Consider the following 25270-nt stretch of genomic DNA (forward strand, 5'->3'; position numbering starts at 1 on the left):
CGGCGTAGTGTTCCGGTCAGTGGGGAACGACGGCGAGATCTTCACGACGGACCCGCCCTGCCCTGCCTTGCTCGGGGACATGGAACCCCGCTCGGGGACACAGAGCTCGCACGCACGGGGGAACGATGAGCACGACCGGCACCGCGCCCGCGGTGATCACCTTGACCGACGACGACCTGGAGCGCCTCGTCACGCACGCGTCCACGCGCAGCTGGCTGACGGGCCCCGGACTGCCCACCGAGATCGGCCTGTTGAGCTTCGCGGAGCTCGGCCGCGAAGGCCTGCGGACCCTGACGGACGCCACCGGCGACCCCGACGGGCGGCTGGCCGTGGACATGCGGGACCAGCTGGTCATAGGCGGACTGCTCGACGACGAGGGCCGGGAGACGGAGTCGGTCCTGCTCGACGGCGTGACGGGCGAGGTGTCGACGACCGAGTTCTGGTGGGACCGCCCGGACCTCATGGAGCGCCGCCCGCTCGCCCCGTCGCTGGAGAAGCTGGTGCGCTTCGCGACGGCGACGGAGGAACTGGCGGAGCTGCGCGGCCAGTTCGCCGCCTACGCCGACCGGCACGGCCCGCAGGTGGCGGCTGAGGCCTCGCGTCAGCTGCTCGCGATCTTCGAGGAGGGCACGGACGGCGAGGTGCCGGGGTTGTGGCGGGCGGCTGCCCTGATCCGCCCGCTGTCCCTGACGGCCGGTCCGGGCAGGGCGTCGGGGCTGGCGCTGGACCTTCCGTCCCGGCTGCTGGACCAGGAGTTCGGGCAGGGCGAGATCTGGCGCTTCGAGGAGGTCGACTTCCCCGCGACGCTCACCCATGAACCCACCCGCCGCTTCCTGCGCGACACGGGCCTGCCCGAGGACACCGTTCTGTTCCGCCTGGACACGGACGTCCCGCTGCCGACCCTGACCGAGCACCACGCCGACGACCCGGCCGCCGAACTCCCGGCCGACGCCGACCACTTGATACGCCTCGGCTATCTCGTCGAGGACAGCAGCCTGGTGGTCGACGGCCGGACCGGCGCGGTCCTGCACTGGAGCGAGTCCGAGGCGCTGCTCCACCCGCTGAACACGGACGTCTCCACGCTCGCCTTCACGCTCTGGTTGCTGAGCCGCGAGGCGACGCTCGACGAGGAGCTGTCGCAGGGCCGGAACCGGGTGCTGGGCGAGCCGCTGGGACCGCACGCCCAGCTGGCGGCCACGATGATCCAGGTCCTGTCGACCGTCGACCGCACCGGCAGCGCACCGGACGCCGACTGGCACTACTGGACGGAGGCGCTGCGGGACGAGGCGGGCGGGGCGCTCTGACCGCACCCGCAGGGCCACGAGCGGACGCGAGCCGCATCCGCACCGTCGCCCGCATTAATGGTCGGCCAACTCCCGTTCCCCTCAGGTAAGTTCGGGCGCGACCAGTTGTTCGAAGAGAGGACCGCCGCTGTGCGCAAGCTCCACCGTCGAATGACGACCGCCCTGGGGGTGGCCGCGGCCTCCGCGTCGGCGCTCGCCCTGGGCATCGCCCCCGCCCAGGCCGCCGGTGAGGTCTACGAGGCCTCCAACTCCATCATCTCGTCGGACGTCACCGCGAAGACGTACTTCGCCGCCGACGACGAGATCCTCACCGCCCTCGACATGCTGAAGGACGGCCACGGCACGGCCGCCCAGTGGCGCTACAACTCCAGCTCCTCGACCCACTCGTACTACAACGGCAACGGCTACGCCGTCCCTAAGAACTGGAACCTGTCCTTCGCCGAGGGCACCACCCTCCAGATCCGCGCCTGCCTCCAGGACGGCTCGGACGGCACCCCGTACAGGTGCGGCGGCTGGGAGTACGCCAGGGCCTGACCCGGACCGACCGAAAGGGCGGCACCCCCCACCGGGGGCGCCGCCCTTTCGACGTGCTCGACACAGAGGCCGTGGCGGGAATTGAACCCACGTACCTCGCTTTGCAGGTTTGTCCGGGCATCGCAGAGCGTGATCCGGAGGCGTTCAAGGGGGTTCATGACCGTGCTCCCGCCCCGAACGGCAGCGCCAGCCGAACGGCTATGAACGGCCACGTACGGCGATGAACGAGACGGAAACTGAGACGGAGCAGCCAAGTCCGGGTGTGCCTTATGGGAGCGGAGACACCTCCAGGATGGAGGTCGAGGGGGTGCAGCTATTTCCAGGCCGCACCCATCCTCTCATCCGACATACGCCCTCACGGCTCAAGCTGAGGTTGATCTGCGTCGTTGTCGCTCGGCCTGCGTGGTGCGACGACGCTTGGGGCTGTCTCTGGCGTCACGGGGGTCCAACCGCCCGCAGTCGACTCCACCCGCTCAAGGAAGTCTTTGTGTGCCCGCTTGGTGGAATCGAGCACCTCGTGCCATGTTTTTCTTGTCACGTTGGGGTCGTTCTCAAGGGAAGAGGTTGATACCTCATCGAGGAGATCGATGCTATCGACCACGAACGTCAGCCTACGGTAGGGGAACTGGCGACCCAGTTCGGGATTCTCGTCGAGGAATTTACGCAATGAATGGAGATACCTCATTGCGTTCAAGAATTCCGCGTCCGTCAGCTTGTAGTCGAGCCTCTTGATTTCTACGATCCAGAGGATCCCCGAGTCGTGAAGCAGGACGAAATCAGGTTCCTTCGCCTTCCGTTCGATCGCTGTAGTGCTGATGGTCTTGCCATACTTCTTGGCGTACCACGCTTCAAAGCTGGCTCTTACCCGCTTGAGGGATTCGTTCATTCCCAACGGAGTCCACTCGGGGGCCAAGAGCCACGGAGCCCTCTCGATTAGCTCCTGCAACGGCCTTTCCAGAGTTGTCTTATCTGCGATCAAGGCTTCCAGCTTGGCCACGACTTCTAGCCGCTCGGCCGCTACCTGCCCGAGCGAGTACATTTCCGCGATGTGAGCCTTCTTGAAGAGGTCCATCACAGCGTCCACTGTGGTTTCGGTTGTGTCGGCGACTTCCCGTAGCGCTTGGAGAAGACTGCGGTGAGGTCCGAGAGACATTGCAAGGTTGCTGAGGCGTTCCACGTGCTCGGGGTCCTTGAGTGCATCTCGGTCAGCGTCTCGGACCAGGAGAGCCGCAGCTTCCTTCACAGAGTCGCGATACACGGGATCGGCTGGCGCGGTTTCGATCAGACGTTTCTCCAGTTGCGACTTTTCCATGAAGAAGCGCTGCTTTTCGCGTCTGGCGTGCTCTTCGCTGCGCTTCGCAAGCTCGCGCATCAATGCCTGCCCCCACGTACTCAGCGCCTCCCCAAGATCTGATGACCAAATGATGTCTTGGCGGTCAGATCGGATAAGATCCTCGTCTTCGTCCAGCCATTCAGCGTGAAGCTCACCAACGATGTAACTGCGCAGCTTAAACTCTCCATGGAAACCCGTGGCAATTCCGAAGTCCATCGTCTGTGCCACGAATTTGCCACGAGCGTAGATCCGGACACCAGCCATGTTGGTGTCCTTGTAGGCCTTTTCGCTATAGGCGACATAGCCGGTTACTGGAAGGAATGAAGATTCGAAAGGAACTGGCCTACCGGCGAGATCGATTCGAGTACCTTCCATGAGGTCGATCTTCAGCGTGCCGAGCGTGAACTGTTCGGTCAGGGAGGAGGCATTTTTAACACAGACTCGCCAATCGCTGCGCTCAAGACCGAATCGTCCAGCAAGCTGCCTGTTCAGCTCATCCCTGCTGGGGACGCGCTTTCGAGAGAAGTCCCTCAGCTTGATCGTGGTTCCATGACCCTTCGACCATGTGCCGTCCAACTCGCCAATCTCGGGATGATAGTCCTTTTCTGTATCTGCCAACATATCAGGAAGGTGGAGAATCAGGTGGGACGTAAGGTATCCGTTGTCGGTTTTATCGCCGCCCGCAGAGATTACCTCCACGGTCTTGCAGATGCCGAATGGGGCAAGTTTGCCGATGCCCTTCCTGCCCATCACCGGACGATTCTTTTCACGGGATTTGTCGCTACCTGTGCGAGTGCGCCTGTCTGCGCCCACAGTCAAGTAGTGATGATTTATCTCGGCGGGTGTCATACCATGGCCGTCATCCGAAATTGTGATTTCGTACTGCGCGGAAAGGTGAGGTGCCTTTGGGTCAAAGAGAAAGGCCCCCCACGGTAAGGTGACAGTGACATCCTCGGCGTCGGCGTCGTAAGAGTTAGCAATGAGTTCAGCCAAGACGGCTGAAACGCGGTCGTAGAGTTTGATGCCGAGCTTGTCAATCGTCAGCCGGCTGATGCGCATCGTGTAGACGTGTTCAGGCTCGCTACTCGGTGAGGCCGTGGCTGACTGCTGATGCTCAGCCGGGGCAGGCATGGGAAGCTGCTCGTGGCCGTTCGGCGAGTCCGACATCATGTCCCCCTAGCGGTTGCGGCGGTGGACACGACATCCTGCATGATGCTCCGTCACCTTGCCTAGGGCGCACGTAGGTTGCACGGAGCGCACACCATGGTCACGAGGCACTACGTTGAGCTAGCATCCAGCCGTGACAAAGCCAACTGCCATTGACCTCTTCGCAGGAGCCGGCGGAGCCACCCAGGGGCTCGTGGGAGCTGGCTTCTCTGTCCTGGGCGCGGTCGAGATCGAGGCCGATGCGGCCGCTACACACGCCAAAAATAACCCTGGATCTCACCTGTGGGAGACGGATATCCGTTCGCTACAGGCCTCCAAGATGCGCAAACAGCTGGGGTTAGCCCCCGGCGAATTGACGTTGCTTAAGACTTGCCCTCCCTGTCAGGGATTTTCGTCGCTTGCGTCTGGCAAGGGGCTGACGGACCATGAGCGTAATGACCTCGTTTTGCATACAGTCAGGTTTGTGCGTGCGCTGATGCCGCAGGCTGTTCTGTTGGAAAATGTCCCGGGGCTAGGGAAAGACGCACGTCTGCAACATGTGAGGGATTCGCTTCATTCTCTTGGTTACGTATCGATGGTTTACCGATTCGAGGCGTCGGATTTCGCTGTGCCGCAACGAAGGCGTCGGCTAATCATGCTCGCTGTCAGGGGGAAGCGGCATAATCTGCCTCAGGATATTGCCGAAATCGTTCCAGACCTGCGCGGATCGGTGTCGGTCAGAGCGGCGTTCTCTGAATTGGAAGCAGTCAATAGGGCTGACGACCCGCTAGACCGCCACAGGAGAAGCTCCGACAAGGTGCAGCGTCGTATTGAGGCGATCCCTGTTGGTGGAGGGCGCCTAGACCTTCCAGAGGAACATCAGCTCGAATGCCATAAGAAGGTTGGCGCAAAACACGCTACTGCCTCGTACGGTCGAATTAAGTGGGACGTGCCTGCGCCAACTATGACCACTCGATGCACTACCCCTGCGTGCGGTACGTTCGTTCATCCGGAAGAGCATCGTGGCATTACCCTGCGAGAGGCTGCCACGCTGCAAACCTTCCCAGCTGAGTATGACTTCGAGGGTGACTACGGCTCTATTGAACGGCAGATCGGAAATGCCGTCCCTGTACGAATGGCAACCGTCTTGGGGGTGGCTGTGCGGCGGACGTTGAGTCTCTAACGCCTGGAGCCAGTCGCCACTCGCCTATCCGCAGACGTCGCCGGACGTGCGACTCTTGAGGGCGACGACGGGTGAGCAGAGAGGGAGAACGAGTGTCGCAGCAGGTCAGTCCTCGGGGAACCTTCCTGAAGATCGCCGATGCCGTGAAGGCACGGGTCGAGACGGACCCGGACATGACGGAGCTTCCGTCTGCTGCTGATCTCATGAGCGAGTACAAGATCTCGCGCGGGGTCGCTCTCCGTGCGTTCGCAGCTCTCCACAAAGACGGTGTCGCGGAACCGGTGCCCGGTGGCCGGTGGCGTGTCGTACGGGCAGGCGAGCGGCCTGACCGCCGACCGCTGGAAGAGCGCATCGCGGACGTCATCGCGGATGAGCGACTGGAGGTCGGGGCAGCGTTCCCCAGCGCGTCAGTTCTGGCCGGGCGGTTCGGGGTCTCGCGCCCGACCGTGACCAAGGCTCTCGACAAGTTGGAGGCCGCAGGCGTGCTCGCGAGTGGAGGACAGGGCAGGGTGCGGACGGTCCGCGCTGTGCCGATTCGAGAGGAGCGTTCCTAGCTTGTCGGAGCTGACGGAGTGGGCCTATCCCCTGGCTGAGTCCCTACTGGCGGAGCCGCTACCGCGCCGCTGGAAGCACTCGCTCGGGGTGGCGGAGAGGGCGCGCACCATCGCGCCCGTCCTCGGACAGGATGCGGAGCTATTGGAAGCCGCTGCCGTCCTGCACGACATCGGCTACTCGCCAGACCTCGCCAAGACCGGATTTCACCCGCTGGATGGCGCGCGCTACCTTCGCGACATCGCCCGTGCGGACGAACGGGTCGTGAACCTCATTGCTCACCATTCCTGTGCATGGATGGAGGCTGAGGCCCGGGGACTCCGTGCAGAGCTGGAGGGCGAGTTCCCCCGCGAGAGCGCGCACCTGAATGACGCTCTCTGCTATTGCGACATGAACACGACGCCGGACGGCGTACCGACGAACCCTGTGGACCGGGTCAACGAGATCGCTGGCCGATACGGGCCGGACAGCCTGATCGGTACGTTCATCCGCCGCGCCGAGCCGGAGATCTGCGCCAGCACGGCGCGCGTCCTCGAACGGGTCGCCGTCGCCAAGCGTCAGCCGATGTAGGGGGTTGCCCGCGTCCGGTCCATGGCGTGCTCGATACGGAGTCGCATCGTGGGGTGGATGTCGAGTTTCGGTAGGTCCGTTGGGTCCACCCAACGGACCTGCGTCGTCTCATTGCTCGTTCGCAGGTCACCGCCGACCGGACGGGCGCGGAAGCAGATGCTGAACTGTTGTCGGACCTCGCCATCGTCGTACTGCATCACGTGTCCGGGGTCGGTGTAGATCCCGGACATGTCGGCGACTTCGGCCTTGATGCCCGTCTCTTCCCAGACCTCGCGCACCACGGTGTCGCTGATGGACTCGCCCACGTCGTGCCCACCGCCGGGCAGCGCCCAGCGCCCGTTGTCGGACCGCTGAATCATGAGTACCTGGCCCGCGTCGTTCTGTACGAATGCGACGACGGAGGGCACGACCGAGTTAGCCGGCGGTGCGTCGGGGGCGTGCAGGTAGTCAATGCGTCCCATCGTCAGGCTCCTGTGACGTCGCGGTCCGTAACCTGGCGAGCGCCTCCCCAGGTTTGTTCGATGCTATTCGCGTACGTGTCGAACAGTCCGCCGCCCGGCATGCGACGCAGGTGGAAGACGGGGGCCATGTAGGCACCGATGCCGTAGACGTGGGGGTTGACGAGCATCTCGTCATCGGATCGGTAGATGGAGTTGTAGAGCGTCGTGGCGTGCAGGCGGACGCTGATCTCAGGGTGGCTCTTGAAGAGCGGCCGATAGTTCACCAACGCGTTCCGAATCTTGCCGTCCATGATTCGGTGCCCCTCGTCCATGCCGCGCTGCCGAACGGCCTCGCAGTCCGGGTCCCCGAGCAGGATGCGCACCTGAGTGGTCCCCTCGACCTTCCTCTTCAGAAGGTCGATGAACAGGGGATCCTCCGACAGGAAGAGCCCGGAGTAGACGAGAACGTCGAGGTTCCTCTCGGCACGCGCGTACATCTCACGCCACAGGTTCGGCGGCACTGTGTGGCGGTGCGGGTAGACGGCCACAATCTCCGCCTTGCTCAGGTCTGTTGCGCTCTCCAGCGTGCGGCCGTCTTCCCACAGCATGGTGACATCGACCTTGAGCGCTGCGGCGGTGGCGTACTGGTGTCGGCGATACGGCACCTTCCCTTGCGTGATCCAACGTTCGACGGTCTTCGGGTTCACCGCGATCTCGTCGGCCAGGTCCTGCACGCTCATGCCGCGTGCCAACAGGGCTGATCGCAAACGCTCGTTGGACATCTGCACCCCCCAGTGGGACATCTAGGGACCTCTTGACCGTAGTCAGAACTCCCTGAGCTGTCCATGTATGGGGTGACCAACTCCCCTGACCTGCGGCGATTCTGATGGTGCGCCAAGAAGTCCCGGCGCAAAGCCAAAGAGGTTCCGTCGCTGTACTTGACGGATCCCTATGTAGTACCTGTAAAACAGGTACTACACGCCCGGAGGGAAGCCCGCAGGGGTGAGTACGAAGGCAGCGTTCGTTCCTTGAGAACTCAACAGAGTGCCGACCCAGCCACCTGAACACGGGTGGTCGATGGGTGCGGGTCACCATCCCGACCGCCCATGTCGGGCCGGGTGGCCTGCCCTGATCCGCTCTTCGGGGCGGTGACGGCATCGAGTGACCTGACAAGCGCAGCACCTTCGCGAGGGTCATCCCTCGCCTAAGCCCTGACGGTCTTCGGACCAGGTTCGACTCATGATCGGGGCGCTTCCCCGCCGCTCGTGCGGCCTGGGGTGCTCAACCCGGGCGGTCGCCTCCCGGACAACGACAGCCGACCGCCCCACTCCCTCATCCCGACACGCTCAAGGAGTGGACGCACCATGGACCAGCACGATCTGAACGACATCGCCCGCCGCATTGCGTCGGCCGCCGCCCAGTTCGGCCCCGGCTACCGGCCGACCGCCGCGCAGACGGCGGACGCGGCGTCGGTGCTGCGGGACATGATCCAGGCGGCCGAGATGCACGGTGTGACGTTCGCGGACTTCGACGGTGTCGCCGACTTCCCCCGGCTGGCCATCCAGCTGGTGCAGACGCGCGACGTGAGCCGGTGACCGCCATGGAAGCCGCCGCCTTCGCCACTGTGTTCGTCGCCCTGTACGTCGCGCACAGCGTGGGTGACCACTGGGTGCAGACCTCCTGCCAGGCCGCGCACAAGGGCCGCCCCGGCTGGGTCGGCCGTCTCGCGGACGCCCGGCACGTCGCCACCCTGACGCTCACCAAGCTCGCCGTCCTGCTGCCGGTCGCCTTCCTGCTGAACCTGCACCTGACGATGCCCGGCATCCTCGCCGGACTCGGTATCGACGCCGTCACGCACTGGTGGGCCGACCGGCGCGCCACGCTCGCGTGGCTGGCCAAGGTCACCGGCAAGGGCGAGTTCTACCGCCTCGGCACCCCGCGCGCCGGCCACGACGACAACCCGCACATCGGTACCGGCGCCTACGCCCTTGACCAGTCCTTCCACCACCTGTGGCTGCTGGTCGCCGCGCTCCTCATCGCCACCGTCTGACCCCGTTCTCTGCGGGGCGGTCGCCCTCCCGGACAAGGACAGCCGCGACCGCCCCGCCTTCCTTCCCGACATTCCTGAACAGGAGAGATCCATCATGCGATCCACCATGCGTACCTTCGTCGCCGGTCAAGAGGCTTACGGCGAGGCGGAGTTCGCGGAACTGGCGCTCGGTATCGACATCGACCTGTTCCGTGGCCCGCTGCACGAGGAGACGGACATCGAGCGCGCGGCCCGCGAGGACGCGGCCCGCGACATCCTCGCCGACCTGGTCGCCATGGGCGCCGACGGTGACGAGGTCGCCGGTTGGGACGCCCTGTACGCCGACGCCCTGACCCATACGGTGCCGTTCCTGCGGGCCGCGCGCGGCCAGTACTCCGGGGCGGGGGAAGCGGCATGAGCACCCCGCGGATGCGCAAGCCGCTGACGAAGACACAGAAGATTGTTCTCACGGCCGCGTTCGTGCCGATGCTGCTGACCGGTGTGGCCGGGGGCGTCGGCACCTTCAGCAACATCGGTCATGCCTACGGTGAGGGCACCGCGCTGGGTGCGGTCGCGGCCGGTGAGGGTGCGACCGCTGTCCTCGGTCTGGTCCTGCTGGGCTTGACGATGCTGGGGCAGTCCTCGCCGTGGCCGGTCCGGATCGGGCTGTGGGCGCTGCCCGCCGCCGCCTCGGTCATGGCCGCGATGGCTGGACCCGACGCGGGCCGCACCGTCATCTACGCGGTGACCCCGATGGGCATGTGCGTCTCGGCTGAGGGCATGGCGTTCCTCGCGCGTCGGATCGTGGTGCACACCGACGGCCGCGACGCGGAAGCCGAGCGCAGGGCCGCAGCGATCGTGCAGGCCCTGGCCTACCACCGGGCCCGTGCTGCCAACCACCCCAAGGCCAAGGCTCGGGAGCGGTCGGAGCGCAAGTCGTGGCGGCTGGCCCGCCGGGTCGGTGTGGGGGATGTGGCGCTGGGATCGAGGCTGTTGGACGTTCAGCGCGATCGGGTGAGTGAGGGTGCGGACGCGGCTCTGTCGGCCATGTTCGCCGGTATCGCGAATGCGGAGGAATCTACCGAGACCGTGAGGATTCGGTCTACGGCTGACCTGCCCGAATCGACCCCCGAACCGATCATCGCGACGCTGGTACGGCTGCCCGATCCGGTGCCGGTCGACTCCGGGAAGTCGACCCTTCCCGACAAGCCGTTTCCCGCGATCGAGTCGCCGACCGGGACGGCGCCGGTTGAGTCGATCGAGCGGCGCACGGTGGCGGCGGAATCGACCCGCCCCCGGCGGGCGACCGGTCGCCTTCCTGAGGTTGCCCGATCGCCCCGCACGAAGCGCACCCCGGAGCAGTTGCTGGAAGAGGCGCGGACCGCGACGGCGGATTGGCCGGATGCGCAGATCACTGGGGAGGGCATCCGCCGGGCGATCCGCACCTCTCCGGCCAACGCCCGGAAATTGCGTGACGTCCTGCTCAGCGAGCGGGCCGCCTGATGTCCGCCGCGTGGGGCAAGTGCTTCGACCCGACCGGCGCCGTGCACGGCATACCCACCTACCCGTGGAAGCTCGCCCCGGACGGACTGGCCACCCTGCGGCAGTTACGGGCCATGGGCCTGCGTCCGGGCGGTCAGCCGGTGCAAGCGCAGGTCATGCGCCTCCGTCGGCGGGCCGGAACGCCGAGGGTGGCGTACCTGTACCGCGTCGACCTCGCCAAGCCGGTACGGCCGATGACTTCGCGCAAGTGGGGCGCCCTCGCCTTGGCGATGCTGGCCCGCCGCACCTGCCCGATCTGCCGGGTCACCTACAGCTACTGCCTGCCGACCTCGCTCGGCTGCTGCGTGCTGTGCGCCTACCCCGACACCACACCCACCGCCAACTGCACTGCCTCGAGGAGGGGTTGACCATGAGCAAGCCCAACACCCGCCGCCTTGACCGCGAGATCGAGCACACCCAGCGCAAGATCGAAGCGGTCCACAACGACGAGTGGTGGCCGCTGACCGGCAGCGAGCGCCGCCAGATCATGGGCGCGCTTGCGGGCGGCTCCTACCGCGTCGTACGCGGCAAGAGCACCAGTCGTGCGGAGAACCGGCTGGCGGCTCTCAAGCAGTCGGTCATCACCCGGCTGACCGCTGAGATGACCGCGTTGCAGACCGAACGGCAGCGCATCGTCAACGAGCACGCGCAGGCCAAGGCCGCGAAGAAGTCCGCCGGCGGGTGGCTCTGGTGAAGCCCACCCCGCCGGGTGAGTGCCCGCAGTGCTGGCAGCACGCCCACGACAAGAGCATCCACCGCAGGCTCCGACCGCGTGAGGACTGCCCGGCGTGCGTGGACCACATGGTCAACGGCTGCCCGAACCCCGTGCCCAAGAAGTCGAGCTGGTGGTGACCACCCCCACCCCGCACCCCCTGCACGTTGTGTGACCTGCACGTTCCTGCCTTGAGCGCCGGGGCGGCCGTCCCTGCCACGGTCCCGACCGCCCCGACCTCTTTCTCTCAACTCCCGCCCCGTGAGGGCAGTCAGGAGCAGTCCCAGCATGACCGAGAACGTCATCAACCTGCACAAGGACACGGACCCGCCCGCCGATGCGGGCAGCGTGACCACGCTGACCGTGGTCACCGACCCCGCCCCGGCACCGATCGTGCCGTTGTGGGTGCGCTCCGGGCGCGCCATACGGCGCATCGCCACCCACGAGCGCACCACGACCACCGGCCGCACCATCGCCCGGCACAGCATCTACACCTTCAACGGGGGCCGGATCATCACCCGCCGGGCTTGGGACGGTCGGACCGGCGCCCGCTATGAGCGCATGCTCCGCGCGGCCGAAGCGCAGGGCAACCTGGAGGTCGCGGAGGAGTGGGAGGAGCGTCTCCAGCGCTTCCGCGAGGCCCGTCACCGCCGCCGCATGGACCTGCTGCACTCACCCGAGCAGGTGGCCAAGGGCATCGCCGTGGGCACCGGCGTGAGCATCGGTGTCCTGGTCGCCCTTGGGATCGTGATGGCCCTGAACACCAAGGAAGTCGGTGACGTCATCACGCCGTTGAAGGCGACCATCGAGTTCATCGGCACGCTGATCCACATCGTTCAGGTGGTGTGGCCGTACGCGGTCGTCCTCGGCCCGCTGTTCGCGCTGCTGGGCATGTGGTCGGTCGGCCGGCACCAGCACGCCGCACCCCAGTGGGCGCTGCCCGCCAACGTCCGCTCCGGCGAGGGCGAGCCGATCACCCCCTCCATCGTCGTCAAGGCCCTGCGCGACCTGGGCATCCCGGCGCTCAGGAACGCCATCAAGGAGATGGGCGACGTCGGCGCGTCGATGCTGTCCCCGATCACGATCGCCGGGTGCGGTGTCGAGGTCGACGTCACCCTTCCCTCGGGGGTGTCGACGAACGAGGTGCAGAACAAGCGCCGCAAGCTCGCGGAGAACCTCACCCGGCACGAGCACGAAGTGTTCATCACCATCCCGCAAGCCGCCCGCACCGTCAGGTTGTGGATCGCCGACTCCGGCGCCCTGGACGAGCCGATCGGCCCGTCGCCTCTGGTCACCGACGACACGATGACCGCCGACTACGCCAAGGGCCGTGCGCCGTGGGGTCAGGACCTGCGCGGCGATGCCGCCGCCCTGAGCCTGTATCAGCGCCACCTGCTCATCACCGGCTTGTCGAACCAGGGCAAGACGGTTGCCCTGCGCTCCCTGGCGCTGTGGCTGTCGCTGGATCGGTCGGTGCAGTTCCTGATGGGTGACCTCAAGGGCGTGGGTGACTGGGCCATGTTCGACGGTCTCGCCGACGTGCTGATCCAGGGGCCGACGGATGAGCACGTGATCCAGGTGACCGAGATGGTCGAGAGTGCGGTGGATGAGATGAACCGCCGCATCCAGGCCCCGCCCGGAACCCAGTTCCCGCCGCTGATCGTGCTGGTCGACGAGGCACAGGTGGCGTTCATGTGCCCGGTCAAGGACGACGAGGGCCGCCCGTATGGCGGTTCCAAGGCCACCAGCCGGTACTTCATGGCCGTCCGTAAGATCCACAACCAGGGGCGTGCGGTCAACGTCCTGATGTGGCAGGGCACCCAGGACCCCACCAACGAGAACCTGCCCAAGCTGGTGCGCGAGGGCGCCCACACCCGCGCCTCGCTCGCCCTGGGGACCGAGTCGCAAGCCCGCATGGCGCTGGGGGACAAGGCCGTCGACGGCGGGGCCGCACCGAACCTGCTGCGTCCGGGCCTGGACCGGGGAACCCTGGTCGTCGCCTCCGACGGCATCACCATCCCGGCCGGGCAGTCGTCCATCACGGTGCGCACGCACTACATCGACGACGACGCGGCCGTGGTCATCACCGACCGCGCCAAGGCCATGCGCGACGGCGTCACCACCCTGACCCTCGTCGAGCGGGGCGAGGAACGCGATGCACTCGCCGACATCGCGTCCGTGGTCGGTGACGCGCCCCGGGTGCGTACCCAGGACGTCCTGAAGCGGCTGGCGATGCTCAGCGAGGACACGTACGGCAAGTGGTCGTTCTCCGACCTCAAGCGCGTGCTCGAAGAGGCAGCGCCGGACGGGCCTGACATCGCCTACAAGTCCGACGGAGTCATGGTCGTCCACCGCGAGCGCCTCGCCCGCGCCCTCGCCAACCGCGACGGCGAGGGTTCCGCTTCCGCCTCCGAGTGACAGGGAGGAAAGGCCTTCCGGGTCAGGGAGGCAGGGAGAACTCCCTGAACCCCTCCCTGACCCGCATCCCTGGCCCTGACCTGCACGAATGATCGTTCAGGGAGGCAGGGAGGCACCCCAGGTCAGACCCCGAAAACCCCCTCCACAGCGCACCCCGAAGGGGGTGTCTCTGCCTCCCTGGCCCATCTTCGGAAGGGATTCCGCATGTACCCCGAACACGCCCACCCCACGGCCGCTGAGCGGGCTGTGGAAGTCCACCAACCCACCCCGATACAGCCCGTCGTCGTCCAGCAACCGACCCCGATGGCGCCCGTCCAGCCGGGCCACGTCCCGGCCATGGCGAGCATCGTCCTGCCGGACGGCCGCGTCGTCACCGGCTACGCCATGAACCACGTGCAGCCCGCACCGGTCGCCGCCAAGCCGCCCGTCTCCCGCGCGGCCGTCAACGTCGCCCTCGGCGGTGTCGGCTTCCTCGCCGTGTGCGGCGGACTACTGATGCTCACCACGTTCATCACCGCGCTCACGGCGCTGATCACCCAGCTCATCACGCTGGCCGCCGTGATCTTCGGCGGGTATGCCGTCGTGCAGATCTTCAAGCCCACCAGCGACGCCAAGGGCGGCAACACGTTCCACATCCGCAAGGCCGTCTTCAAGCGCAACCGCTTCAACGGCTAGCTACGCCCGTGGGCGGCGGCTCCCGGACAAGGACAGCCCACCGCCCACGGTCTCCTCATCCCGACGTAGCAGAACAGGAGACCTACAGCATGGCCCAACTGCGCGTTTTCGGCGAGGGACTCTCAACCCCTGCCACTCGATCGGGGCGAGTGCCCCGGCCGCGTCTGCTCGATCTGTACTGCTGCCAGGGCGGCGCAGGAAAGGGGTACGGCGACGCCGGGTTCGATGTGACCGGTGTCGACAAGGACCCGCAGCCCCGCTACCCGTTCCGGTTCGTCCAGGCCGACGCGATCGCATTCGTCCTCGCGCACGGTGCCGAGTTCGACTTCATTCATGCGTCCCCGCCGTGCCAGCACGACAGTGACTGCCAGCGTCTTCGGGGGAACACTCACCCCGACCTGATCGCCCCCACCCGCGCCGCCCTGGAAGCGTCCGGGCGGCCGTGGGTGATGGAGAACGTACGGGGGGCGCTGCCCAAGCTGTACCGTCCGGTGATGTTGTGCGGGCCCATGTTCGGCGTGGCCACCTACCGGCACCGCTACTTCGAGACCGGCGGCGGCTTTACCCTCGACCAGCCCGGCCACCCCGCGCATCTGGTGCCGCAGGCCAAGATGGGCCGCCCGGTCCCGCCCGGCCACTACGGGCAGTTCGTCGGCAACTTCTCCGGCGTCGGCCACGCCCGCACCGTCATGGGCGTGCCCTGGATGAACCGCGACGGCATCCGCGAATGCATCCCACCTGCCTACACGGAGTTCATCGGCCGGGCCTACCTCGCCGCCGTGGCGACGACGGGAGCGGCCGCATGAGCGCGACGCCCGAACCCCTGAACGCTGCCCTCGCCCTCGCAGCGACCGGTGTCCCGGTCCTGCCCCTACGGGCGGGCAAGGTTCCCTTCGGTAACTGCCGCGCCTGCAAGGACAACGCGTGCGGCGGACGCCCCAACATGAAAGCGGTCGGTTCCTGCCAGTGCCCCGCGCCGTGCCACGCGTGGGCCGCCGCCACCACCGACCCGCACGTGCTCACCTCGCCCGTGTGGGCGGCGGTGTGGCGTGAGGCGGTGGCGATCGCCTACCACCCCGGTGGGGCCGGGCTGACCGTGGTCGACTGCGACAGCGCGGCGGCCGTCGCATGGGCCCGCGAGATGCTGCCCGCCACCCGCCGGGTGCCGACGACGCGGGGCGAACACTGGCTCTACCAGGGTGTGATGCCGTCGGCGAACGCGGTCCGGCCCGGCGTCGACATCAAGTCCCGCATGCAATACGCCCGTTGGCTCGGACCCGGCACCGGCCGTATGGCTGTTCTCCCGGCCGCCGTGCGTGCCCTGGTGGTCAAGGAAGACACCACCCCCGCCCGGGGGGAGGTGGCCTCTTCTGTCCCGGCGCGCGCCCCGTGGTCGCGGGAGGTGGCCACCGGGTGCCGCCACACCGAACGCTACGTCCGCACCGGTCTGGAACGCGGCCTCGCGCTGGTGCGGGCCCGCACCGAATCTGGTGCCGGCTCCCAGGCGTTCGGCGTCGCCCGCTTCCTGGCCGCCCAACACACCGCGTGCCCCGGGCCCTGTGGCCTCGGGGCCATCGGTGAGGCGATCGTGACCGCCGCCGTCTCCGTCGGCGTTCCGGAGTCCTACGCCCGCCGCGCGGTTGCCAACGGCCTTGAGGCGGCCGGGGAGCGCGCAGCATGAACAAAGCACCACGAACCCCTGCGAACGGCCCGCAGGGCGCCGTACAGGGCTCGCCACGGCCGACCGTGGGCGAATCAAAGGGCGCCGCCCGTAAGGGCGTCCATATCGCTGTTGGCGTTAACCCGCAGACGGTCACCGTCACCGGCACCACCCCGGGGCTTCACATCCAGTGCGAGGGCATCGCCGTAGCGGACTGGCTCTGTGCCTGTGGGCACCACGAACGCGCCCGGGGCCGCGCCGCCGTCATCAGATTGACCGCCCGCGCCCGCGCCGGCGTCTGCCCCCACACCACCACCGCCGCAGAAGGGAGGGCCGCCTCATGACTCCACCGCCTGTGGACAGCCCCGACCTGTGGGCCGGACTGCCCACCCTGCAAGAACCCCCGCCCGGCGAGGATGACACGGCACCGGACGTGTGGGAGGACCCCATTCCCCTCACCGGCCGCCGCGAACGACCCGCGTTCCCCGCCCACGTACTGCCCGCATGGTTGGGCCAGTTCGTGACGGCCGTCGCACAGGAGACACAGACCCCGGTGGACCTCGCCGGATCCATCGCCCTCGCGGTGCTCGCCACGGCGGCCGGCGGCCGGTCCGTGGTCCACGTACGCGGCAACTGGCGCGAGCCCACCAACCTCTACACCGTGGTGGCGCTCCCGCCCGCCAACCGCAAGTCCGCCGTCTTCGCCCTGCTGACCAACCCCCTGTATGAGGCGGAGAAGCAGCTCAAGACCGCGATGCAGCCCGTGATCGTAGAAGCCGAGCTGACGGCGCGGCTGGCCAAGGAAGCAGCCGACAAGGCCGCTGCCAAGGCTGCGTCCGCCGACGGCGACAAGCGGGACGAGATGGTGGCCACCGCCGTGGGCCTCGCGCAGACCGCGGACACGCTCACCGTCCCCGCTGAACCGGTCCTGCTGGCGGACGACTCGACACCGGAGACGGTCACCTCGCTCATGGCGGAACAGGGCGGGCGGCTGTCGGTGATGAGCGCTGAGGGCGGCATCTTTGACATCATCGCCGGGCGTTACTCCGGGGCCCCCAACATGGAGGTTTTCCTCAAGGGGCATGCCGGGGACCGGTTGCGGGTGAACCGGCAGACCCGCCGCGAGTACATCGACGCCCCCGCGCTGACCATCGGCCTCGCCGTCCAGCCGGATGTCCTCAGGGACATCGGGAAGGTGAAGGGGTTCGAGGGGCGGGGGCTGTTGGCCCGCTTCCTGTACTCACTGCCGGTGTCCACGGTCGGTGACCGGGCGATCATCACCGACCCGGTCCCGGAGCAGACGGCCGCCGCCTACACGGCGAAGGTCATCGACCTCACCCTGTCCCTGGCGGAGTGGACCGACCCGGCCGTCATCCAGCTCACCCCCGAGGCGGACGCGGCCCTGATCGCCTATCAGCAGCGCATCGAACCGCAGCTCAAGGCACGCGGCGGCAAGCTGGGCCACATCTCTAACTGGGCCGGAAAGCTCGCCGGGGCGACCGCCCGCATGGCCGCCCTGCTGCACCTCGCCCACCACGGCGGCAACGGCTACGCCCACCCGGTCACCGAAGACACCATGCGCGCGGCCATCGAGCTGGGGGAGTACTACACCGCCCACGCCCTCGCCGTGTTCGACGTCATGGGCGCCGACCCGGTCCTGTCCCGCGCCCGCAGCGTGCTGGAAGTACTGCGGGACAACGGATGGGAGGACGTCAGCCGACGGGATGTCTTCACCGTTCTGTCTCGCAGCGAGGTCCCCACGGTCGCCGACCTCGAACCGGCCCTCGCGCTGCTGGAAGACCACGGATACCTGCGCTCCTACCAACCCGAGAAGACCGGCAAGCGCGGACGCCCCCCGGCACCCCGCCTACAGGCCCACCCCACCCTGCGCCACGGCGGCCGGTGAGCCCCGCCCGCGCACCCAACCCCCCTCGCACAAACCGCAAAATCCGCAGAAAACCCCGGACAGCCCCCTGACCTGCGACGGACCCCAACACCGACCCCGTCCGGGGCCCGTCGCACAATCCCGCGATATTCCGCAAAAAACCGAGCGCCAGCCCACCCACGGGGGTGGGCCGACCGGAGGCCCCTGATTTTTGCGGAATATCGCGGGTTTCTGCGGAGCACCACCCGTCACCAGCCGCGCACCGCATCACCGCAGGTCAACGGCCCTCCCTGGGGTTTCTGCGGATATTGCGGTTTGTGCGGCGGCACCTGCCCATGAACTCAGCCCTACAGGAGTGAGCCGTGGACGAACCCACCACCCTTCCCGTGGCCGCGACCGAAGACCCGACCCTGGTTCTCCTGAAGGTCGAAGAGGCCGCCCGCCGCCTCCGCATCGGCCGCACCACCTGCTTCGCCCTGATCCGCACCGGCGCGTTGGAGTCGGTGATGGTCGGTGGCCTCCGCAGGGTCCCGGCCGACGCCGTACCCGAATACGTCACTCGTCTCCGCACCGCCCAACGCGCTGCTTGACGACGCCGGGGCGGCGGCCCTCCCGGACAGGACAGCGCGCCGCCCCGGTCTCCATCCCGACACACGAGAAACAGGAGTCTGCCTGTGGCAGAGGAAAAGAAGCGCACCCGACAGCCCAACGGCCGCAGTTCGATCTACTTCGGCAAGGACGGCAAATGGCACGGTCGCGTCACCGTCGGCATCCGCGACGACGGCACACCGGACCGACGTCACGTTGAACGCAAGACGCGGGCAGAAGTGACGTCCGCTGTACGCGAGTTGGAGAAGCAGCGCGACGCCAAGACCGTGAAGAAGCCTGGCAAGGCGTGGACGGTCAAGACGTGGCTGACGCACTGGATTGAGAACGTCGCACCTCTCGCCGTCAACGACAACACGATGGTCGGGTACGGCGTCGCGGTCCGGAAGCACCTCATCCCCGGCTTGGGCGCCCACCGTCTCGACAGGCTCAAGCCTGAGCACATTGAGGCTTTCTACGCCAAGATGCAGGCCAACGGCAGCAAGCCCGCGACCGCTCACCAGGCCCACCGCACCTTGCGGGCCGCCCTGAATGAGGCCGTGCGGCGCGGTCATCTCGGCAAGAACCCAGTGCAGTTGGCCAAGGCGCCGAAGACGGGGGAGTACGAGGTAGAGCCCTACAGCGTCCAAGAGGTGCAGCGGTTGCTGAAGGCCGCTGACCAACACCGCAACTCCGCCCGCTGGGCTGTTGCCCTCGCCCTCGGACTACGCCAAGGGGAAGTGCTCGGTCTGAGGTGGGAGGACGTGGACCTTGACGGTGGGTTCCTTGTGGTTCGGCGTAGCCGGCACCGACCGCAGTACGCCCATGGGTGTGTGGACCCCTGCGGGCGCAAGGCCGCCGGGTATTGCCCGCAGAGGCGACGCACGAACCCGGAGTTGGCCACCACCAAGTCGCGCGCCGGCCGCCGCGCCGTCGGTCTTCCCGAACAGCTCGTTGACCTACTCCGCGCGCACCTCAAGGCGCAGGAAGCAGAGCGGGAAGCCGCTGGGAAGCGATGGGAGGAGAACGGTCTGGTCTTCCCGGATGAGCACGGCCGTAGCCCGTCCCACCGCCGGGACTGGTCCGAGTGGAAGGGTCTTTTGGCTGAGGCGAAGGTGCGGGACGGTCGGCTGCACGACGCACGCCACACAGCCGCCACGGTCCTACTCATCCTTGGCGTCCCCGAGCGCGCTGTCATGGGTCTCATGGGATGGTCCACCACGGCCATGGCTGCGAGATACCAGCATATGGTCGATGCCGTGCGGACGGATGTGGCGAAGCAGGTGGATGACCTGATCTGGAAGCCCGAGACGGACCGTCCGGACGATGACGGCGGGGTGTCTGGCGTGCCTACATCGGTCAGCTGATGTGAGGGGAGCGGCAGTTTGACTGTCGTTCCCCTTTCGGGTGTCCCCTGGGGACGTATCCGCACTCCGGCCAGATCCGTGTTGCAGAGGGTATGGCCTGGATAGAGCATTGGGAGAGATAGGAGGTGAGTCGGATGAGCACCTCTCCAACGAGTTCATCTAGCGGGGAAGCTCATGAGCAATGGGCTCAACCCGTGCCCTACGGAATCACAGCGGCACGTCAATCGATGTCTGGCGGTGCCGCTGCTCTATTGGCCGGTTTCTCGATTGCTCTCGTTGGCGTGATTGCCCAGGCACCTACCTCTGTGAGGTGGCCTGGATGGGCGCTCCTTCTGTTGACCGTCGCGGCATCGTTGCTTGTCGCGTGCGTTCAGTGCGGGTTTTGGGCGCGCGCATACCTGTACTCGCATCAAGAGATCCAAGAATGGCGTCCGCCGCCATGGGTTGAGTGGGAGACGGGTGCGCTCAGGGCTCAGCAGAAGGTAGACGAGGCCCGAGGAAGTCGCTGGGAGGGTGCAGCGGAATGGACTTACCACCTTGGGCTTGTGGCACTCGCGGTTGGGGTCGGCCTTGTGTTGGCGCCTCTGGATAACGCACACGAGGCGGGCGTTCGCTGGGCGGCTGCCTGCGTAGCGTTTATTGGTGGCATCGCGCAGGGGGTGTGGGGGATCTGCGGCTGGTGGGTGAGCCGGGATAAGGAGAGTCTCTCTGATGGCTGAGAAGGCGAACCAAGATAAGCCGACCCCGAAATCGAAACGCCCTCGAAATCAGGCTCTTGTCGAGAGCAAGAAGTGCAAGCCTCACTCGCTCGTCAATTGCCCTCTGTGCCTGAAGGGGAAACCGAAGTCCTAGTCGATCTGGCGGCGCGGGGCATGGTGCGGCCAGGGGGCGTCAGGGTCGCTGTCTCCGAGGAGCGCATGGAGAGACGAAGTCATCAAGCTTGCAGCAAACTGAGACGGAAACTGAGACGGACGACCAATAGGGCGGCACCCCTCGTGGGTGCCGCCCTCTTATTTTGCCTGGTCATGGCCACAGAGGCCGTGGCGGGAATTGAACCCACGTACCTCGCTTTGCAGGCGAGTCCCTAAGCCACTCGGGCACACGGCCGGGGTCGGGATGGGGCCCGTGGACTCCGTTCCGAACTCGGTGAGATGACCGTACGGCGGGGTGGGAAGGGGCTCAAGGGAACCGGGCGCCCTGCAACGCGACTGCCACACCCCGTTCATGAAAGCCCTCGGCGCCCTCGTGGTCGTACGACCAAGGTCTCAGCCCACGGCCACCTCCCGACAGGGGTCAAACCCTGCCGTGGCCCTTACCCTGGCGACCATGACCACCCTCGAACCGCGCGACGCCGAAGTCGCGGAAACCGCCCCTGACCTGCCCGCCGGTATCGAGGACGGAGTGCTGAGCCGGGCCTACCGGGCGCTCAGTGTCGGGATCGTGTCGGTCGTGCTGCTCATCGCCTTCGAGGCGACCGCGGTCGGGACGGCGATGCCGGTGGCGGCGCGGGAGCTGGACGGGGTGTCGCTGTACGCGTTCGCGTTCTCGGGGTACTTCACGACCTCCCTCTTCGGCATGGTGCTCTCCGGGCAGTGGTCCGACCGGCGCGGCCCACTCGGCCCGCTCACCACCGGCATCGCCTCCTTCGCCGCCGGGCTGATGCTGTCCGGGACGGCGAGGGCGATGTGGCTGTTCATCCTCGGGCGGGCCGTGCAGGGGCTCGGCGGCGGGCTGGTCATCGTCGCGCTGTACGTCGTCGTAGGGCGGGCCTATCCCGAGCGGCTGCGGCCCGCGATCATGGCCGCCTTCGCCGCGGGCTGGGTCGTGCCGTCGATCGTCGGGCCGCTCGCGGCGGGCGCGGTGACCGAGCATCTGGGCTGGCGATGGGTGTTTGTCGGCATCCCCGTCCTCGTCGTCTTCCCCCTCGCCCTCGCGCTGCCGCAGATCCGGCGCCGGGCAGGGGGACCGGTCGACGGCTCCGCCCGCACCGCCTCCTTCGACCGGCGCCGCATCCGCCTCGCCCTCGGTATCTCGCTGGGCGCGGGGCTGTTGCAGTACGCCGCCCAGGATCTGAGGTGGCTGTCGGCGGTCCCGGCCGTCGCGGGCGCCGCGCTCCTCGTGCCGGCCGTACGCGGACTGCTGCCCCGCGGCACCTACCGTGCCGCCCGCGGGCTGCCCTCCGTCGTGCTGCTGCGCGGCGTCGCCGCGGGGTCCTTCGTCGCCGCCGAGTCCTTCGTGCCGCTGATGCTGGTCACCCAGCGGGGGCTGTCGCCGACGCTCGCCGGGTTCTCGCTCGCGGCGGGCGGGCTGACCTGGGCGCTGGGGTCGTGGGTGCAGTCGCGGGCGCGGCTGGAGCCGTACCGGGAGCGGCTGATGACGGCCGGGATGGTGCTGGTGGCGGCGTCGATCGCCGCGGCGCCGAGCGTGCTGATCGACTCGATGCCGGCCTGGACGGTCGCGGTGGCCTGGGCCTTCGGCTGCTTCGGGATGGGCCTGGTGATCTCGTCCACCAGCGTGCTGCTGCTCCAGCTCTCCGCACCCGAGGAGGCCGGCACCAACTCCGCGTCCCTCCAGATCTCCGACGCCCTCGCCAACGTCGTCCTGCTGGCGGCGGGCGGCGCGGCGTTCGCGGCGCTGGGCGGCGGCGCGGTGAGCCACGCGGCGACATCCGGCGCGGGTTCGCATCCGGCGGCGTTCGCTGCGGTGTTCCTGCCGATGGCGGGGGTGGCGTTGGTGGGGGCCTGGGTGACGAGGCGGCTGCGGGAGCGATGAAGGGTAAACCGGTCGAGGCGGGGTGATCAGGGGCGCTAGCTTTCCGGCATGGACGAGCTGACCCTTCATCTCCCGTACGGCCTGCGTCAGGAGCTCGACGACCTCGCCGACGCCACCGGCCGCCGCCCGGAGGACATCGCGCTGGACGCCGTACTGCATCGGGTGGCCAAGGAGGCGTCGCCGGTGCGGGTGTGGGCCGAGACGCTCGCCGACGCCCACGCCGACCTGCTGCGGAGGCTCGGCGCATGACCAGGCACCTCACCGTCGCGGAGGTCGATCGGATCGCCCGGATCGCCTTCGGGGGACGTGCCCCGGAGGCCCGGGACGCCGGGCTGTTCGCCTCCGCCGTGCGCCGGCCGCGGGCCCGGATGTTCGGCACGCAGGCCTACGACGACCTGTACGAGCAGGCCGCCGCCCTCCTGCACGCCCTCGCCGCGAACCACCCGCTCGTCGACGGCAACAAGCGGACGGCCTGGCTCGCCACCGCGACCTTCCTCGGCGTCAACGGGGTCGATCTGACGGCCTGCGACCAGGACACCGCGTACGACCTGGTCATCGATGTGGCCTCCGGTGCGGAGAGTGACATCCAGGTGATCGCGGGACGGCTGCGACAGCTGTGACCTCGGTCCCACCCACGGGCGACCCGGCCCCGTCCGCGCGTTGACGGCCTCGGGCCGCCGGTAGGGTGGCCCGGTTGTCATACGTAGCCCAGCACCCGGACTACCCGCCGAGCCGCCCGACCCCTACGGAGACCGTGACTACCACCGCCGCCTCCACCACCTCGCACCACCTCTCTCCCGCCTTCCCCGGCCGCGCCCCCTGGGGCACCGCCAGCAAGCTGCGTGCCTGGCAGCAGGGGGCGATGGAGAAGTACGTCCAGGAGCAGCCGCGCGACTTCCTCGCCGTCGCCACCCCCGGCGCCGGCAAGACCACCTTCGCGCTGACGCTCGCTTCCTGGCTGCTGCACCACCACGTCGTGCAGCAGGTGACCGTGGTCGCGCCGACCGAGCATCTGAAGAAGCAGTGGGCCGAGGCGGCCGCCCGGATAGGGATCAAGCTGGACCCGGAGTACAGCGCGGGCCCGCTCGGCAAGGACTACCACGGCGTCGCGGTCACCTACGCGGGCGTCGGCGTCCGCCCCATGCTGCACCGCAACCGCGTCGAGCAGCGCAAGACCCTCGTGATCCTGGACGAGATCCATCACGCGGGTGACAGCAAGTCGTGGGGCGAGGCCTGCCTCGAAGCGTTCGAGCCCGCCACCCGACGGCTCGCGCTCACCGGTACGCCGTTCCGGTCCGACACCAACCCCATCCCCTTCGTGACGTACGAGGAGGACAACGCGGGCATCCGGCGGTCGGCCGCCGACTACACCTACGGGTACGGCAACGCGCTCGCCGACCATGTCGTCCGCCCGGTGATCTTCCTGTCCTACAGCGGCAACATGCGCTGGCGGACGAAGGCCGGTGACGAGATCGCCGCCCGGCTCGGCGAGCCCATGACGAAGGACGCGATCAGCCAGGCCTGGCGTACGGCGCTCGATCCGCGCGGTGAGTGGATGCCGAGCGTGCTGCGCGCCGCCGACCAGCGGCTCACCGAGGTCCGCAAGGCCATCCCGGACGCGGGCGCGCTCGTCATCGCCTCCGACCAGGACTCCGCCCGCGCCTACGCCAAGCTGATCCGCGAGATCACGGGCACGAAGGCGACGCTCGTCCTCTCCGACGACGCCGGCGCCTCCAAGCGCATCGACGACTTCAGCCAGAGCAACGACCGCTGGATGGTCGCCGTACGCATGGTGTCGGAGGGCGTCGACGTGCCCCGGCTCGCCGTCGGTGTGTACGCCACCACCATCTCCACGCCCCTCTTCTTCGCCCAGGCCGTCGGCCGTTTCGTACGGTCCCGGCGGCGCGGCGAGACCGCCTCCGTCTTCCTCCCGACCGTCCCCGACCTGCTCACCTTCGCCAACGAGATGGAGGTGGAACGGGACCACGCCCTCGACAAGCCGAAGAAGGAGGGCGAGGAGGACCCGTACGCCGAGTCCGAGAAGGAGATGGAGGAGGCGAACAAGGAGCAGGACGAGGACACCGGCGAGCAGGAGCAGTTCTCCTTCGAGGCGCTGGAGTCCGAGGCCGTCTTCGACCGCGTGCTGTACGACGGTGCCGAGTTCGGCATGCAGGCGCACCCGGGCAGCGAGGAGGAGCAGGACTACCTCGGCATCCCCGGGCTCCTCGAACCCGACCAGGTGCAGCTGCTGCTCCAGAAGCGGCAGGCCCGGCAGATCGCGCACAGCCGCAAGAAGCCGGACGCCGAGGCGGACCTGCTGGAACTGCCCGCCGAGCGGCGGCCCGTCGTCTCCCACAAGGAGATGATGGAGCTGCGCAAACAGCTCAACACCATGGTCAGCGCGTACGTCCACCAGAGCGGCAAGCCGCACGGTGTCATCCACACCGAGCTGCGCCGGGTGTGCGGCGGACCGCCGAGCGCCGAGGCCACCGCCGGGCAGCTGCGGCAGCGCATCGCCAAGGTGCAGGAGTGGGCCACCCGGATGCGCTGAGCCCCTGGCCGA

At 67.8% G+C, this 25270-nt stretch carries 26 protein-coding genes and 1 tRNA gene; 23 read left to right on the top strand and 4 right to left on the bottom strand.

Features of this window, described 5'->3' with window-relative positions; genetic code table 11:
- Window positions 1-125: 125 nt before the first annotated feature.
- On the top strand, window positions 126-1304 hold the full coding sequence (locus tag IQ210_RS00480; protein WP_194075509.1) for an SUKH-4 family immunity protein: 1179 nt from the start codon (window positions 126-128) through the stop codon (window positions 1302-1304).
- Between the two features lie 150 nt (window positions 1305-1454).
- The gene (locus IQ210_RS00485; RefSeq protein ID WP_194075511.1) at window positions 1455-1838 is read left to right on the top strand and encodes a hypothetical protein; all 384 of its coding nucleotides are present in this window, start codon (window positions 1455-1457) and stop codon (window positions 1836-1838) included.
- A gap of 355 nt (window positions 1839-2193) precedes the next feature.
- Here IQ210_RS00485 and IQ210_RS00490 read toward each other — a convergent pair whose 3' ends face one another.
- On the bottom strand, window positions 2194-4341 hold the full coding sequence (locus tag IQ210_RS00490; protein ID WP_194075513.1) for an ATP-binding protein: 2148 nt from the start codon (window positions 4339-4341) through the stop codon (window positions 2194-2196).
- A 130-nt stretch (window positions 4342-4471) separates the two neighbouring features.
- Here IQ210_RS00490 and IQ210_RS00495 point away from each other — a divergent pair, with 130 nt between their 5' ends.
- The 3 genes from IQ210_RS00495 to IQ210_RS00505 all read left to right on the top strand — a co-directional run bounded on the left by IQ210_RS00495 (window position 4472) and on the right by IQ210_RS00505 (window position 6622).
- Window positions 4472-5500: a DNA cytosine methyltransferase gene (locus IQ210_RS00495; RefSeq protein ID WP_194075515.1), complete on the top strand. Its 1029-nt coding sequence runs from the start codon at window positions 4472-4474 to the stop codon at window positions 5498-5500.
- A gap of 92 nt (window positions 5501-5592) precedes the next feature.
- The gene (locus tag IQ210_RS00500; RefSeq protein WP_194075517.1) at window positions 5593-6054 is read left to right on the top strand and encodes a GntR family transcriptional regulator; all 462 of its coding nucleotides are present in this window, start codon (window positions 5593-5595) and stop codon (window positions 6052-6054) included.
- Window position 6055: 1 nt separating this feature from the next.
- Window positions 6056-6622, top strand: coding sequence for an HD domain-containing protein (locus IQ210_RS00505; RefSeq protein ID WP_194075519.1), 567 nt, complete (start codon window positions 6056-6058; stop codon window positions 6620-6622).
- Here IQ210_RS00505 and IQ210_RS00510 read toward each other — a convergent pair.
- Together IQ210_RS00510 and IQ210_RS00515 are read right to left on the bottom strand one after the other, a co-directional pair.
- Window positions 6610-7083, bottom strand: a complete 474-nt coding sequence (locus IQ210_RS00510; protein WP_194075521.1) for an NUDIX domain-containing protein — start codon at window positions 7081-7083, stop codon at window positions 6610-6612. The two genes, IQ210_RS00505 and IQ210_RS00510, sit on opposite strands and share 13 nt — an antisense overlap.
- Window positions 7084-7085: 2 nt before the next feature.
- Window positions 7086-7844 carry a helix-turn-helix domain-containing protein gene (locus IQ210_RS00515; protein WP_194075523.1) on the bottom strand — a complete coding sequence of 253 codons (759 nt, stop codon included), beginning with the start codon at window positions 7842-7844 and terminating at the stop codon, window positions 7086-7088.
- 582 nt (window positions 7845-8426) lie between these two features.
- Here IQ210_RS00515 and IQ210_RS00520 point away from each other — a divergent pair.
- The 14 genes from IQ210_RS00520 (at window position 8427) to IQ210_RS00585 (ending at window position 19935) form a co-directional block, all read left to right on the top strand.
- Complete coding sequence (locus IQ210_RS00520) at window positions 8427-8657, top strand: hypothetical protein (protein WP_194075526.1); 231 nt, start codon at window positions 8427-8429, stop codon at window positions 8655-8657.
- A gap of 5 nt (window positions 8658-8662) precedes the next feature.
- Window positions 8663-9112: a DUF3307 domain-containing protein gene (locus tag IQ210_RS00525; protein ID WP_194076994.1), complete on the top strand. Its 450-nt coding sequence runs from the start codon at window positions 8663-8665 to the stop codon at window positions 9110-9112.
- Window positions 9113-9218: 106 nt separating this feature from the next.
- Window positions 9219-9509: a hypothetical protein gene (locus IQ210_RS00530; RefSeq protein ID WP_194076996.1), complete on the top strand. Its 291-nt coding sequence runs from the start codon at window positions 9219-9221 to the stop codon at window positions 9507-9509.
- Complete coding sequence (locus IQ210_RS00535; protein WP_194075528.1) at window positions 9506-10594, top strand: conjugal transfer protein; 1089 nt, start codon at window positions 9506-9508, stop codon at window positions 10592-10594. The genes IQ210_RS00530 and IQ210_RS00535 overlap by 4 nt, the downstream gene beginning before the upstream one ends.
- Window positions 10594-11001 carry an RRQRL motif-containing zinc-binding protein gene (locus tag IQ210_RS00540; protein WP_194075530.1) on the top strand — a complete coding sequence of 136 codons (408 nt, stop codon included), beginning with the start codon at window positions 10594-10596 and terminating at the stop codon, window positions 10999-11001. Before IQ210_RS00535 ends, IQ210_RS00540 begins: the two co-directional genes overlap by 1 nt.
- A gap of 2 nt (window positions 11002-11003) precedes the next feature.
- Window positions 11004-11327, top strand: coding sequence for a hypothetical protein (locus IQ210_RS00545; protein WP_194075532.1), 324 nt, complete (start codon window positions 11004-11006; stop codon window positions 11325-11327).
- A complete protein-coding gene (locus tag IQ210_RS00550; RefSeq protein WP_194075534.1) occupies window positions 11315-11485 on the top strand; it encodes a pRL2-8 in 171 nt (56 codons plus the stop codon). The genes IQ210_RS00545 and IQ210_RS00550 overlap by 13 nt, the downstream gene beginning before the upstream one ends.
- Before the next feature lie 148 nt (window positions 11486-11633).
- A complete protein-coding gene (locus tag IQ210_RS00555) occupies window positions 11634-13763 on the top strand; it encodes an FtsK/SpoIIIE domain-containing protein (protein ID WP_194075536.1) in 2130 nt (709 codons plus the stop codon).
- A 204-nt stretch (window positions 13764-13967) separates the two neighbouring features.
- Window positions 13968-14438, top strand: a complete 471-nt coding sequence (locus IQ210_RS00560; protein WP_194075538.1) for a hypothetical protein — start codon at window positions 13968-13970, stop codon at window positions 14436-14438.
- A gap of 149 nt (window positions 14439-14587) precedes the next feature.
- Complete coding sequence (locus IQ210_RS00565; protein WP_194075541.1) at window positions 14588-15244, top strand: DNA cytosine methyltransferase; 657 nt, start codon at window positions 14588-14590, stop codon at window positions 15242-15244.
- The gene (locus tag IQ210_RS00570; RefSeq protein WP_194075543.1) at window positions 15241-16119 is read left to right on the top strand and encodes a bifunctional DNA primase/polymerase; all 879 of its coding nucleotides are present in this window, start codon (window positions 15241-15243) and stop codon (window positions 16117-16119) included. The genes IQ210_RS00565 and IQ210_RS00570 overlap by 4 nt, the downstream gene beginning before the upstream one ends.
- A 319-nt stretch (window positions 16120-16438) precedes the next feature.
- Window positions 16439-18004: a YfjI family protein gene (locus tag IQ210_RS00575; RefSeq protein WP_228046667.1), complete on the top strand. Its 1566-nt coding sequence runs from the start codon at window positions 16439-16441 to the stop codon at window positions 18002-18004.
- A gap of 341 nt (window positions 18005-18345) precedes the next feature.
- Window positions 18346-18573 carry an excisionase family DNA-binding protein gene (locus tag IQ210_RS00580; RefSeq protein ID WP_194075545.1) on the top strand — a complete coding sequence of 76 codons (228 nt, stop codon included), beginning with the start codon at window positions 18346-18348 and terminating at the stop codon, window positions 18571-18573.
- An 84-nt stretch (window positions 18574-18657) separates the two neighbouring features.
- Entirely contained in the window at window positions 18658-19935 is a 1278-nt protein-coding gene (locus IQ210_RS00585) for a tyrosine-type recombinase/integrase (protein WP_194075547.1), read from the top strand.
- Between the two features lie 1035 nt (window positions 19936-20970).
- Here the strand turns inward: IQ210_RS00585 and IQ210_RS00590 are convergent.
- Window positions 20971-21042: transfer RNA gene (locus IQ210_RS00590), tRNA-Cys, on the bottom strand.
- Window positions 21043-21261: 219 nt separating this feature from the next.
- On the opposite strand from IQ210_RS00590, the gene IQ210_RS00595 reads away from it, so the two are divergent.
- The 4 genes from IQ210_RS00595 to IQ210_RS00610 all read left to right on the top strand — a co-directional run bounded on the left by IQ210_RS00595 (window position 21262) and on the right by IQ210_RS00610 (window position 25258).
- A complete protein-coding gene (locus IQ210_RS00595; RefSeq protein WP_194075549.1) occupies window positions 21262-22707 on the top strand; it encodes an MFS transporter in 1446 nt (481 codons plus the stop codon).
- 48 nt (window positions 22708-22755) lie between these two features.
- A complete protein-coding gene (locus tag IQ210_RS00600) occupies window positions 22756-22956 on the top strand; it encodes a hypothetical protein (protein ID WP_194075551.1) in 201 nt (66 codons plus the stop codon).
- On the top strand, window positions 22953-23327 hold the full coding sequence (locus IQ210_RS00605) for a type II toxin-antitoxin system death-on-curing family toxin (RefSeq protein WP_194075553.1): 375 nt from the start codon (window positions 22953-22955) through the stop codon (window positions 23325-23327). Before IQ210_RS00600 ends, IQ210_RS00605 begins: the two co-directional genes overlap by 4 nt.
- A 134-nt stretch (window positions 23328-23461) precedes the next feature.
- Window positions 23462-25258: a DEAD/DEAH box helicase gene (locus IQ210_RS00610; RefSeq protein ID WP_194075555.1), complete on the top strand. Its 1797-nt coding sequence runs from the start codon at window positions 23462-23464 to the stop codon at window positions 25256-25258.
- Window positions 25259-25270 lie beyond the last annotated feature (12 nt).

Origin of the sequence: Streptomyces justiciae (genome assembly GCF_015163075.1) — a bacterium.
GTDB classification, from domain to species: Bacteria; Actinomycetota; Actinomycetes; order Streptomycetales; family Streptomycetaceae; genus Streptomyces; species Streptomyces justiciae.

Coding starts and splice junctions, on each gene's coding strand:
- IQ210_RS00480 (WP_194075509.1), top strand. CDS start 126: ATGAGCACGACCGGCACCGCGCCCGCGGTGATCACCTTGACCGACGAC.
- IQ210_RS00485 (WP_194075511.1), top strand. CDS start 1,455: ATGACGACCGCCCTGGGGGTGGCCGCGGCCTCCGCGTCGGCGCTCGCC.
- IQ210_RS00490 (WP_194075513.1), bottom strand. CDS start 4,341: ATGATGTCGGACTCGCCGAACGGCCACGAGCAGCTTCCCATGCCTGCC.
- IQ210_RS00510 (WP_194075521.1), bottom strand. CDS start 7,083: ATGGGACGCATTGACTACCTGCACGCCCCCGACGCACCGCCGGCTAAC.
- IQ210_RS00515 (WP_194075523.1), bottom strand. CDS start 7,844: ATGTCCAACGAGCGTTTGCGATCAGCCCTGTTGGCACGCGGCATGAGC.
- IQ210_RS00520 (WP_194075526.1), top strand. CDS start 8,427: ATGGACCAGCACGATCTGAACGACATCGCCCGCCGCATTGCGTCGGCC.
- IQ210_RS00525 (WP_194076994.1), top strand. CDS start 8,663: ATGGAAGCCGCCGCCTTCGCCACTGTGTTCGTCGCCCTGTACGTCGCG.
- IQ210_RS00530 (WP_194076996.1), top strand. CDS start 9,219: ATGCGTACCTTCGTCGCCGGTCAAGAGGCTTACGGCGAGGCGGAGTTC.
- IQ210_RS00535 (WP_194075528.1), top strand. CDS start 9,506: ATGAGCACCCCGCGGATGCGCAAGCCGCTGACGAAGACACAGAAGATT.
- IQ210_RS00540 (WP_194075530.1), top strand. CDS start 10,594: ATGTCCGCCGCGTGGGGCAAGTGCTTCGACCCGACCGGCGCCGTGCAC.
- IQ210_RS00545 (WP_194075532.1), top strand. CDS start 11,004: ATGAGCAAGCCCAACACCCGCCGCCTTGACCGCGAGATCGAGCACACC.
- IQ210_RS00555 (WP_194075536.1), top strand. CDS start 11,634: ATGACCGAGAACGTCATCAACCTGCACAAGGACACGGACCCGCCCGCC.
- IQ210_RS00560 (WP_194075538.1), top strand. CDS start 13,968: ATGTACCCCGAACACGCCCACCCCACGGCCGCTGAGCGGGCTGTGGAA.
- IQ210_RS00570 (WP_194075543.1), top strand. CDS start 15,241: ATGAGCGCGACGCCCGAACCCCTGAACGCTGCCCTCGCCCTCGCAGCG.
- IQ210_RS00575 (WP_228046667.1), top strand. CDS start 16,439: ATGACTCCACCGCCTGTGGACAGCCCCGACCTGTGGGCCGGACTGCCC.
- IQ210_RS00595 (WP_194075549.1), top strand. CDS start 21,262: ATGACCACCCTCGAACCGCGCGACGCCGAAGTCGCGGAAACCGCCCCT.
- IQ210_RS00600 (WP_194075551.1), top strand. CDS start 22,756: ATGGACGAGCTGACCCTTCATCTCCCGTACGGCCTGCGTCAGGAGCTC.
- IQ210_RS00605 (WP_194075553.1), top strand. CDS start 22,953: ATGACCAGGCACCTCACCGTCGCGGAGGTCGATCGGATCGCCCGGATC.